The organism is Microbulbifer epialgicus (assembly GCF_041447265.1).
Taxonomy (GTDB): domain Bacteria; phylum Pseudomonadota; class Gammaproteobacteria; order Pseudomonadales; family Cellvibrionaceae; genus Microbulbifer; species Microbulbifer epialgicus.
The window spans coordinates 81,392-91,643 of record NZ_JBGMEK010000014.1 but is presented as its reverse complement, the minus strand read 5'-3'; the positions used below and the strand labels follow the sequence as shown (position 1 = coordinate 91,643).

Below are 10,252 nucleotides of genomic sequence, written 5' to 3'. Positions count from 1 at the left end.
AGGTGTCCACTTGTTGATTGGTGGACACCTAAATTACAGCGTAGAACTTGGCTGAATAGATGGAATTACCGGACGGTTACCCCGAAGTTTTATGAGAGTGGGTTCTAATAGGGTCCAAATTTTTCACTAAAAAGCTTTGCCAGGTTAGCTTCTATAACTTTAAGGCTTTCTGCATCGTTAAGCAGATCAGCCAGAGTATCTTCATCAATTGAATTCTCGTCGAGGTTTTCAATGTGCTTAAGATAGTGGCGTATTGAATCCAGGATTAGGGTTAAGTCGGTATAGGGAAGCTTTAAGTCTAGTGTTTCCATAATAATCTCTTAGCTCACTCGTTGAGCATACTCTCTAAAGTGGTCCATAAGTGCATGAAATTTTCTGAGTTCCATTGTTCTTGCGGGTGCGAGTATGTAGTGATTTCCATACCCCGGCCTCTTGTTTACGACAATTTTTAGTTTTCCTTATTCTCAATGAGTACTGAATGATAATGGGTGTTCAGCTCAGATTCGAGTTGCTTTAATCGGGCGGCAATATCTTAAAACTGGCCAGGATCTTGAAGGGACATGCCTCCCTCAAGGGATTTATCGTGGTCTGCGTTGATAATAGTAAGTCGTTTTTGGTTGGGGATCAGTTTTAATTCGCCACGCAGAATTGCTTCGAACTCGACGCCCTTTTCAGACCAGCGGGCGGATTTCATGGTCACTACATCTTCCATGGCCTCCCGCACCTCAAAGGGGTTTGCCAATTTGGCAATAATGATTTTATCTGTGTCGGACCTGTGGCGGGCTATCCGGTAGGGGGTTGGCTCTAAATGTGTGTATTCCTAACACAATATTGATTTGAGCCCATTTATTTAGAAGGCTCCGACAGGCATTGATCCTGTCGGATGAAAAATGTCCAGCGCCTAGCGAACTGCTAAAAGGGAAATCGAGACTATCTATTGCTAGTCACTCTTTTAGAACCGACGTACATTGCAAATAACCGAAGACCGATGGAAATTAAGACAAGCATACTTGGCGCTGTATGAGCGGGCATTGCCTTTAATTGCGTGATTTCTCTCTGAAGGGTCATCGTTTGATGAGGATTGGACTGGTGCTTTGGAACCTGAATGACGTTTTTCTTAAGTAATTTATCGAACGACTCGATTTCTCCCGCAAGCATATCCAGGAGTTCCAATTCGGTCTTGCCTTCCCATGGTAGCTGTTTCCTATAAGCGTCAACTGCTTTACCAAGCTTTTTCCATTCTTCTGCGAGGAAGGCTTCAAGTGATGAGAGGGTCCTAAGCTTCGAATTCATGGATTGATTGGCTCGGTAGGCGTTTTGTCCATGAGCGCCGCTCGCCATAATTCCACCAAAGTGCTGTACGTTATGTTTGGCAGTATTCAGGTTCCGGCTGATTAAGCTGAGTTGATCCAAGGTGTGGACCAGAGTCTGATCAAGTCTCGGATCTTTATTCTTAATCGCTGCCAGAGCGGTGTTAACTAGTCGACTCACCTGTACCTTGGTTGCATGTTCGTTGATAGACATATCCTTTTATCCTCGTAAATCCATTGAAGAATGTGTTCTGCCTCTCTGATTTGAGATGCATGTGCCACATTCAATTTTTTCCTTGATGAAAACGCGAATTCTAAATCAAATCTGCCGAGTGTCGTGGTCTAATAGAGTACGGGTCATTGCACGGAAGCCGTGGGCGGTCATGGTTTCATTGTCATAGCCCAGAGACCTGAGCGCAGTCCTTACACCGTTATCAGATAGTGGACGGCTTGGCCTTGTGCATCTTCGATATTGCTTGTGATACCTGGGAACTTGATGAACCCTGCGATGGGCAGGTCGAGCGTCGCCTTTTGGTCTTCGGGATCGATGAAGGCGGGACAATCGAAAGCGAACTCGTAGCGAACCTTGGTGGGGCCCTTACCGACGTTTCCGTTGAAGCACCATTGGCCGGAGTCGCCGTCGAAGAGCTTGCGGATCCAGTTGTTGACCGCTCCTTGAGTCGAGGCGCTAATCAAGTCCCAACTCTGTGAAAGGTCTAGATTTGGGGAGGATTCAACTTCTTGCAGGCCTTGCTGTTCTTCAATCTCTTCTTCTTCAATTAAGTCGCTTGGCTCTTCTCGGTCAACCAGGCCGCGCAGCCCCTCGACCAGCTCGGGGCGCGGGTCGCACACCCGCTGAAAAGTCGCAATCGGGTCGAGCACAAACTGATGAGCATTGCCTTCAGATTCACAGAGCCACTCGAGCATGCGAGCTTTATGTTGCAAGAGCTGGCTAAGGATGGGATCGCGCTGCATTGTGTCTGTTTGAGATGTTGGTTTGAAATCGAAAGAGAGCGAGGTCGAACTATCTAGCTGTGTAGCTTGCTTGCATAGCGGGCGCTACAGGTCGTCGGGAGAGAGTCTCGTCCATAATGATGCTCCTTTGTCTTCTTTATTAAATTTTTTTGAGAAGGCAAATAGCTGGGAAGCGCCACGCGCCCTCTTTGATACGGCAATCGAATTTCTGGCCCACAAGAAAATTGCCACCCGGCCTACAGTACTCCCCAGAAGAGCATCAGCCAATAAGAGCGAAGGCAATTACCAGGGGAAACGTTAGTGTTTTTCGGTTAATAGCTTTTTTGCGCCGTCGTTGGGATACCCTACATGGAGCCTGTCAACGGAAAGTTACGCGACTATTACATCAGCAAAGGTTTTACCTATAACGCTCACGGTGATTACTGCTGGAGGAGCATTGTATGACCGATGAAAAACGCCCCCAAAAGGGCACTCCTGAATATGAAAAGTGGAGAAAGGAACGTGCCAAAAAGCATGCTGAAGAGTTGTTATCAGGTTCTGAAGATGTGCATCAGACAGGGCTGCTGAGTGGGGTTAAAGATGCAATGTGAGATGATAATCCTGATGGGAAGCAAGATTTAAAAAAGTTGATAAGTAGGTTACAAAAATAGTGGTCAACTTCATAATTAAAGGATGTCTACTTTAAATTAGAGACGGCTTTTTATGGAAGGGCTCAAACTTTTCAGATAATATTCAAAAAATTAGTAAGGTCATCTATCCGGTTGGTCTTTTTCGTTTTAGTGGAGTTGAGAGTCCACTAAAAGGTATTTGGTTTTAATTGCATGAATTGGCTGATCGATAAAGCTGAACGGTTTCGAATGAGAAAATAACACTGACCGAAGACAGTAGTTTGCAAGCTATGTGGTGAGAAAAAAGTGAGCCAACAACACCTGGTGAATATATTGTTGCAGTTCATTATCCTCATGGTTTTGGTGCCTACGATGTGACTTCATGGATAGATGGTTAATGGCAGCTTGGGTACAGTGCTCAAGTCGTAGATTGGGTTCCTTTAGAGGTGCTGCTTAGTAGAATAGATGTAGGTTGGCCGAGACAAGATGAAGAAAACGTTGGCAAGCCATTTCGTAAACAGTTTGATGAGCATCGTAAGAAAAACCCTCTCTTTGATACTGACGATGATGACTTCGTAGAATTTAAAGATTGAGAGTAAATATTACTGCTTTGATCAAAAGGTGCTGTGGCGCCTTTTGATACCATATTCCTTTCCAATTAGTGATCCTCGGCGAATAGATGCGGTTTATTCAGCACTTGCGTTATTTTGGAGCGTGAAGGCTGTCTTTTTTGTAGAAGAAAATGGTGTACCCCTGTCGCCATTTCAGGTCACTGGAGGCTGGTCCTGTTTGCCTTAACCATATTATCTGGTGAGAGCAAACTGGAACACGGGAAAGAAATTATCCGCGAGGGACATGAGACAGCGATCTCCCCCCTGGTGGGGGCTTCCATTGCCTCTGCTGGCGCAATGCTCAATGTAGTTGTTTTAACTGACAACTACCGTGTCGATGTGACTCATTAGGTGATGAGTGTACCGGTCACGGTGTCGGTATTTACAGTGGTGATACTTCTGCTTACTGCCATATGGATATACTGTTTTATCGGTGATGTCGGGGCCAGTAAAGTCATCCGTGTACTGGGCTTGTATTAGCTTCTGTGGCCTGTTTGTAGGCACCTAGCAATTCTTTTCAATTTAACGGCCGTCGCTGGCTGCCAGCTTAAATGACTTTAGAGCACCTTTATAAATTACTTTTTTGGCATCCATCAGCACCATTTTGTCTGAACTTGAGGGAGATAAAATTGCAGAAAACGTAATGTTTAGAGGTGCACACCAGTATTTATTGGTGCCAGTTTGTCCCGCCAGAGATTTGCTGAATATACTTTTATCTATAGTTAAAAAGTCGCCACTCTGAAGCCTGTTTTTGGACTGAAGCCGGGCTTGGCGTTTGTCCAGACAGAGTGCACAGGAAGCGCCATTCCAAGATCCTGATTGTTCTATTTGTTTGCGATACGCTGGTAAGCTGAGACAATAGGATCAAGCCCTTTGAGAGCGCTTCTTTAACTTTCCAATTATGGGGCTGGTGGATACCTGAAGCTGAGAAATGATTGAGCTTTTACTGCTGGTTTCTGGTGTACTGATCTGGTATCTCAGTACTCTCGCAGCTGGGGGTGGGGTACTACTTCTAGTGCCGATCATCAGCTTCCTGGTTGGGCCACATTTAGTTGCGCCTACAGTTACTATTGCTAAGTGCGTGGCCTCCCCTTACCGTGCTTTGGTCTTTTGGTCTTATATTGACTGGCGGGTAATTCTCTGGCTTACCCCGGGGACCCTGGTGGGGGCGATGTTCGGTGCTTATACCTATACGCAAATGTCGCCGAAGTGGATACAGTTAATAATTGGGCTATTTTTGATGTCCACCATTTTTCAGTATCGCTTTGGACATAGGAAAAGATCCTTTCCTATGTCGCTGCCATATTTTTTGCCACTAGGGTTGGTTACTGCTTTCGCTTCAGGCCTTGTTGGGGCCGTGGGGCCGCTTAAAAATCCATTTTTACTGAATTATGGCCTGGAAAAGGAATCCTTGATTGCTACCAAGGCTTGCAATGGACTGTTAATGCAGCTTGTAAAGTTGGGCACTTACATTACTTTTGCAGCAGTCACCTTTGAATTGGCAGTTTATGGTCTGGCTGCCGGATTGGGGGGCATTATTGGTGTGACCTTAGCTAAAAGGAAACTGCACAAGGTGAGTTTTGAGAGATTTAGGGTTTATACCATTTTTATTATGTTTATATCTGGTTTGATTTTGGTGTTAAGAACCCTTTATGACCTGGTTTAGATTTTTTGTCAGTATATTGTTTAAGATGGTATCGGTAACTTAATTGCTTACTTAAAAATTAGCATTGAATAAAGTACTGGATACTACTAGTGCCTGTAATTATGTTCCTACAGGTGCCAGTACTTTAGATCTGTTTTAGTTCACTTATTGGCTACACAAAGTCATTTACATCCTCGAATTTTCTGGGGCTCATGCCAATGCAAACAGAACTTTTAAGTCGTTAAATCTGCCCAACGATTATCTTCATCAGGTCAGGCTTTGTAGGGCATTTAAGGCCATCGTGTAGGATCATCTTGAGTAAGTGCCCCAGCCTCCCTGACCCTCTGTCAGGGAGGAAGTTATATCAAGTTTTTAATTTAGGCATGCCGGGTCAGCTGTTACAAATGTATTATCTAACCATATGTTAATGCCAGTGCACAGAGGGTCCGTTGCGTCTCGCAAATCGAACTCAAAGTTATCTAAAGCAGTATTTCCGATAATTCTATTATCCGTATTGTCAGGGCCAAGAATATTTATTCCAGCTTCATCTGGATCTTCATCAATTCCATTCTCTAAGACAGTATTTTGAGTAACTAGAGCGTTCGATACACCGTCTTGCAGCTCGATTCCAGAGCCACCACTAGAAGCCACATAGTTTTGTGACACTGTTGCGCCAATTCCCTCTTCAAGCTCTATTCCTTCATTTCCACTCCCCTCTACATGATTTAATATTACGGATGTAAAGTCACCATTTACTTCTATCCCCTCGTCAGAAACTCCCTCTACCTGATTTTGAGTAATGACGTTATAATCCCCGTTATCATCAATTCCATCGCCAAATACACTTCCGGTGACTGTATTTGCAGTAATATTGTTGCTATTGCTTACTATTTTAATTCCATCAGTGCCGGCATCTACTATCTCGACAAATTGAATTGAGTGAAACCCTCCACCTTCTACATCTATTCCGTTAGGGCAATTGTTAATTTCTCCGCCTGAAACAGTGGCAGAAAACCCCTCAATTAGAATTCCTGCTTGACCTACTTCATCGGGGTCCTCACATGTTATCCCTCCACTGCCAATCATTGTTAAGCTTCCAATTGGTCCAATAACGGTAAGAGCGTTAGGTTCAGCTATGGATAATTCACAGGTGAGTGGCTGAATAAGGAAAGTTGGCGATATAATAACGTCTCCGCATGCAACAGCAGAAGCATGTGAGGGTAGAAGAAAAGCTGATGCAGTCAGAGTTAAGGCTATCGGTGAATATAGAAGTTTATGAAGTTTAATATTCATGAGCAGACCCTTTTTAAAATTTTAGGCGTGATAGTAGTTTAAAGGCTATGTTTTCTGCGAGCTATGAAGGCATTGACGGAGTCAACTTTAAAATACCATTACTTGTAGATTTTGTTATTTGTTTTTAAGAGTTTTTTATAATATGGGATCTCGATTTTATGCTGGTGCTTATGCGATTTCTCTGAGTTTGAGATTCCTGTAGGTTTTTAAGCTGTTCTGTATTCATTGGATGGCTGCTTTGGTGAAAATTAAATCACGGTGCTAGCTTGCTGGCAGGTGCAGCAACGTAGGGCTTCTAAAGTGCTCTTTTGAATCATCATACTCAGATTAGTAAGTAGGTTGCTTCTAGTAAGAGTCAAAATTTTCGCCGAATAACTTGATTGAATTCACTTCGATTCTCTTATAGCTTTAAGCACCGTTTAGTAATTCAGCCAAGGTGTCGTCATTAACGGAAGTTTCATCATATTTGGGATAATAACGCATCGAATCCAGGATAAAATTTAGAGTTGTGTAGAGCAGGGCAGTTTTAAATCTAGAGTTTCCATAATATGGACCCTACCTACTGACAATGGATGTACCATTAACCTGAATGGTGCGAATGTTCAAACTCCAAAGGGAGAGCTGTATATATAGCTCCTGATTTGTAGCTCGCAGCCGTAAGTGTAGTGGGATGGTCCAGATAAACAAAACTCAGGAAACTCCAGGTGTACAGGGCTTTCGTGGGCTGTCTGAGACAGCGATTTGGAGGAGATATCTAGAGTTGAAATCTGCTAGCAGATGGGCAAGGCGCTGCTTTATAAAGATATGGCCGGACTATTTTCTTCATAAAGTGTTGTGCTGCACCCCTTTCAGAATTGGCCCGTGCCTCGAATCAACGAAACCACAGCAATTAGGCCCCAGGAAATGTTAAGGAAGGCAGCAGGCCATGCTCTTTTAACCATGGATGCTGCTGCAATAAGAACAGCGCCGATTAAATTTCCAATCTGATAGTATGTTGATTGTGCATGAATAATCGCCAGTGAATTTAGCGTAAACATCAAGAGAATCAGTAGCGCACCAATCCAGCCAAATAATTCAATGTACTGGCGAGTCCTCATAAATATTACCTTGCGGCTGATGTTTTTTTACTTGCCAATATCTTCATACCAAATTTCAGGGTACTGCTGGAGAAATTGATTCATGAGATTAATACATTCAGAGTTATTAAGAACGATTAGGCTTACGCCTTCAGATATGAGTAATGTTTCATCACCCTGAAAAGTTATAATTTCACCGATAACAATATTTTTAATGCCATATAGGCGCATGGCTCCACTGCACATCGGGCAGGGTGATAGAATCGTGTAAAGCGTGCACATTTGGTAATCGACAGCGCGTAATCTTCCAGTGTTTTCCAGTGCATCCATTTCAGCGTGTTTTATAACACTATTCTGTTGGATACGCTGATTATGACCTCTGCCGATAATTTCGCCATTGCGCACTACCACACAACCAATAGGGATTCCTCCTGCTGCTAAAGCCTTTCGCGCCTCATCAATAGCCGCTTGCATAAAAGCTTCATGCTTGGATTTATTCATGCAACTCTCTGTTTAAGCTGTTAAGAGTACTTGAAGCGTAGGGCATAGCGTATTTATCGATGCATTCTTCACACCAAGGTGCCTGATTTTACTGATCAAAAACCGCGCGATCTCAACGATATGAACCGGCTGATCGATAAAGTAGGGTAGTTCTGCTTAAAGGTTCGTTTGTTTGGGTTATTTTCCAGGCACATTATTTTTCACTAGGACTTTGGCGACTTTTGGGACTTTTGTTCCATAAATCCGCAGAAAATATTTCAAATACTATTTACGTATCTGCTGACCAGAAATCATGGGGTATCCGTAAAGCTTTTGAAGGCAAAGGGTCCAAAAATCGCAGTAAAGTAAGCGCTACATAAATCACAGTATTTAATACCGTTTGTCGTGGGGCGGGCGTCCAAAGAACCTTGGGCGTGTACACCGTCGCGGGAATCGCATAGGTTGCTCGGGCGTGTAGTGGCCACTCGAGCAACCGCGCAGTCTACTGCGGGACCGCGACAATAAGGAACGACACGTACGACCCGCTGTTTTCTTGAGTGTGCTTGCTGTTTCCCTAGTCGCCGTCGCCAATGAGCGCGTGTGGTTTTTGCAGTGTGACCTGCGAGCCTGACGTGGAATAGGTCCCCGAGTCTCCACCGATTTGCCGGATGTCGTGGTCACTGCTGTCGTAGTGGAGTCGATAGCCAGACAAGAACACTGCCGCGTTGCTGATTGGCTGTCCCATGTCGACGGTGACGTCATCACTCGTGTGTTGGAGGTCTGTCACGTACTTTGCGATCAGAGGAGCGCTCTTGCTCAGCTCAATGAGGTTGCTGTCAATCGATGCGATGGCCTCGTTGTCTGAGTCATCGTGCATTAGCGCAGTCGATTGGATGGCCACTTCGTAGTTGTTCGGAACCACGGTGGTTGCCTTGAGCTTGATGGTGCGAACATGGTGTACCTTTTGTTGTCATACTTCACCTCGCTTGGCAATTTTACGATCTTAGCGAAATGTCCGGAAGGATTAGACCACTACAACCTCAAGTGGATTTGCGAATACGGACCTAGATTTACTCTTAAAGCAGCATGGAAAACAGAGAGTAGTAATTGCGGGGAATCGTGCGAATACCTGTATAGATTCGACCGGTCGATACGCTGTTGAACTTGGCTACCATGCGACTTTAATTTCTGATGTTATTGCTGCTTTTAGTGAATAGGAGATGGAAGCAACCATAAATATTAATTGGCCAGCATTCGCGCATGCAGTACTAACTACCGATCAGTTCCTGAGTGAAATTTAATTAGTAAGGGCATTATTTTTTAGTGTCAGACTTGTCTGGGAACTGACTATCATTATAGGCGGCATCACTCGGTTAAAGTTGATGATGCTTGAAGTATGATCAGAAATAAAAAGGCCAACCTTGCGGTTGGCGTTTTCGATTTGGTAGAGATGGCGGGAGTTGAATGCAGGGATTAAATAATTCATGCATTTGATAACCCGCCAATAAACCCGTCCAATAGAGCAAACTACGGGAGCTGATGGCTATTTTTTGTGGAGGTGTGAGTTGTAAGGGTGCTGACTGGCTGATGCTCCTGAGAGTTGGCCTGGCCCAATAGTTGGGGTATCCAAGCCCCCGTTCTGACGCGAACAAAACCTTTATAGGTGTCAACATTAGGACAAGCCCCTTCTTTGATAAGGCTTCTACTCGAGTTTGACGAAATAATAATCCTTTGGTTATGGGGTACTATCTACCGGTGAGGAGGCGGGAGAATACCAGCGGAAGACTGCTACTTAGAAAGGGGGAAGAGAATTTGATAGCTGAGGGGTTGCCCCACCTATGAGGAGAAGGTTACCAAACTCTAAACAATTGAAGATATCTTTGAGCAAAGCCCAAGGGCGGCTCTTAGGGTGACTATTGTTGGGTTCTGTCGCAAAGTTTGCGACAGAACCCAAAGTGGAGCGCTACAGTTGGCGTTTGCTCGTAGGTGCCAAAAAGGGCTTTTATAGTTCCTATATCGAAAAGCAATTTATTCGCTCAGCGTAATTTCTGCACCCTCCCCAGGCAATCCGGATACCGGCAGCGAATCACCGCTGTCTTTTCGGCGAATATCCACGGCGGTAACACTGCTGGAGAAGGTTTTGGATACGGAACTGCCGGAACCGCTATCCGAGCCACCGCCGCCACAAGCACTCAGAGCTAATAACAGCAGAGTGGGGGCCGCAGATTTAAGCATGAAGTTTTTCCCGTTCATC

At 44.5% G+C, this 10,252-nt stretch carries 11 protein-coding genes and 1 pseudogene; 3 read left to right on the top strand and 9 right to left on the bottom strand.

The features are described from left to right. Positions 1-104 precede the first annotated feature (104 nt). The 4 genes from ACCI49_RS08820 to ACCI49_RS08805 all read right to left on the bottom strand — a co-directional run bounded on the left by ACCI49_RS08820 (position 105) and on the right by ACCI49_RS08805 (position 2,285). Positions 105-311, bottom strand: a complete 207-nt coding sequence (locus ACCI49_RS08820) for a hypothetical protein (RefSeq protein WP_371838590.1) — start codon at positions 309-311, stop codon at positions 105-107. A 221-nt stretch (positions 312-532) separates the two neighbouring features. Then, positions 533-712, bottom strand: coding sequence for a hypothetical protein (locus ACCI49_RS08815; protein WP_371838589.1), 180 nt, complete (start codon positions 710-712; stop codon positions 533-535). A 218-nt stretch (positions 713-930) separates the two neighbouring features. Continuing rightward, entirely contained in the window at positions 931-1,524 is a 594-nt protein-coding gene (locus ACCI49_RS08810; protein WP_371838588.1) for a hypothetical protein, read from the bottom strand. 209 nt (positions 1,525-1,733) lie between these two features. Continuing rightward, positions 1,734-2,285: a hypothetical protein gene (locus ACCI49_RS08805; RefSeq protein ID WP_371838587.1), complete on the bottom strand. Its 552-nt coding sequence runs from the start codon at positions 2,283-2,285 to the stop codon at positions 1,734-1,736. 440 nt (positions 2,286-2,725) lie between these two features. Here ACCI49_RS08805 and ACCI49_RS08800 point away from each other — a divergent pair, with 440 nt between their 5' ends. Both ACCI49_RS08800 and ACCI49_RS08795 read left to right on the top strand, forming a co-directional pair. Beyond that, on the top strand, positions 2,726-2,875 hold the full coding sequence (locus ACCI49_RS08800; protein WP_371838586.1) for a hypothetical protein: 150 nt from the start codon (positions 2,726-2,728) through the stop codon (positions 2,873-2,875). A 1,560-nt stretch (positions 2,876-4,435) separates the two neighbouring features. Continuing rightward, positions 4,436-5,170 (top strand): sulfite exporter TauE/SafE family protein, encoded by a 735-nt coding sequence (locus ACCI49_RS08795; RefSeq protein WP_371838585.1) that lies wholly within the window; start codon positions 4,436-4,438, stop codon positions 5,168-5,170. A gap of 351 nt (positions 5,171-5,521) precedes the next feature. On the opposite strand, the gene ACCI49_RS08790 is transcribed toward ACCI49_RS08795, so the two are convergent. The 4 genes from ACCI49_RS08790 to ACCI49_RS08775 form a co-directional block, all read right to left on the bottom strand. Next, entirely contained in the window at positions 5,522-6,442 is a 921-nt protein-coding gene (locus tag ACCI49_RS08790) for a right-handed parallel beta-helix repeat-containing protein (protein ID WP_371838584.1), read from the bottom strand. Between the two features lie 848 nt (positions 6,443-7,290). Continuing rightward, positions 7,291-7,539 (bottom strand): CBU_0592 family membrane protein, encoded by a 249-nt coding sequence (locus ACCI49_RS08785; RefSeq protein WP_371838583.1) that lies wholly within the window; start codon positions 7,537-7,539, stop codon positions 7,291-7,293. A gap of 27 nt (positions 7,540-7,566) precedes the next feature. Then, a complete protein-coding gene (locus ACCI49_RS08780; protein ID WP_371838582.1) occupies positions 7,567-8,019 on the bottom strand; it encodes a nucleoside deaminase in 453 nt (150 codons plus the stop codon). A gap of 553 nt (positions 8,020-8,572) precedes the next feature. Beyond that, positions 8,573-8,920 carry a hypothetical protein gene (locus ACCI49_RS08775; protein ID WP_371838581.1) on the bottom strand — a complete coding sequence of 116 codons (348 nt, stop codon included), beginning with the start codon at positions 8,918-8,920 and terminating at the stop codon, positions 8,573-8,575. 124 nt (positions 8,921-9,044) lie between these two features. On the opposite strand from ACCI49_RS08775, the pseudogene ACCI49_RS08770 reads away from it, so the two are divergent. Beyond that, positions 9,045-9,215: pseudogene (locus tag ACCI49_RS08770) on the top strand (isochorismatase family protein); the annotation flags it as partial. Between the two features lie 811 nt (positions 9,216-10,026). On the opposite strand, the gene ACCI49_RS08765 reads toward ACCI49_RS08770, so the two are convergent. Next, positions 10,027-10,251 carry a hypothetical protein gene (locus ACCI49_RS08765; RefSeq protein ID WP_371838580.1) on the bottom strand — a complete coding sequence of 75 codons (225 nt, stop codon included), beginning with the start codon at positions 10,249-10,251 and terminating at the stop codon, positions 10,027-10,029. Between the last annotated feature and the right edge of the window lies 1 nt (position 10,252).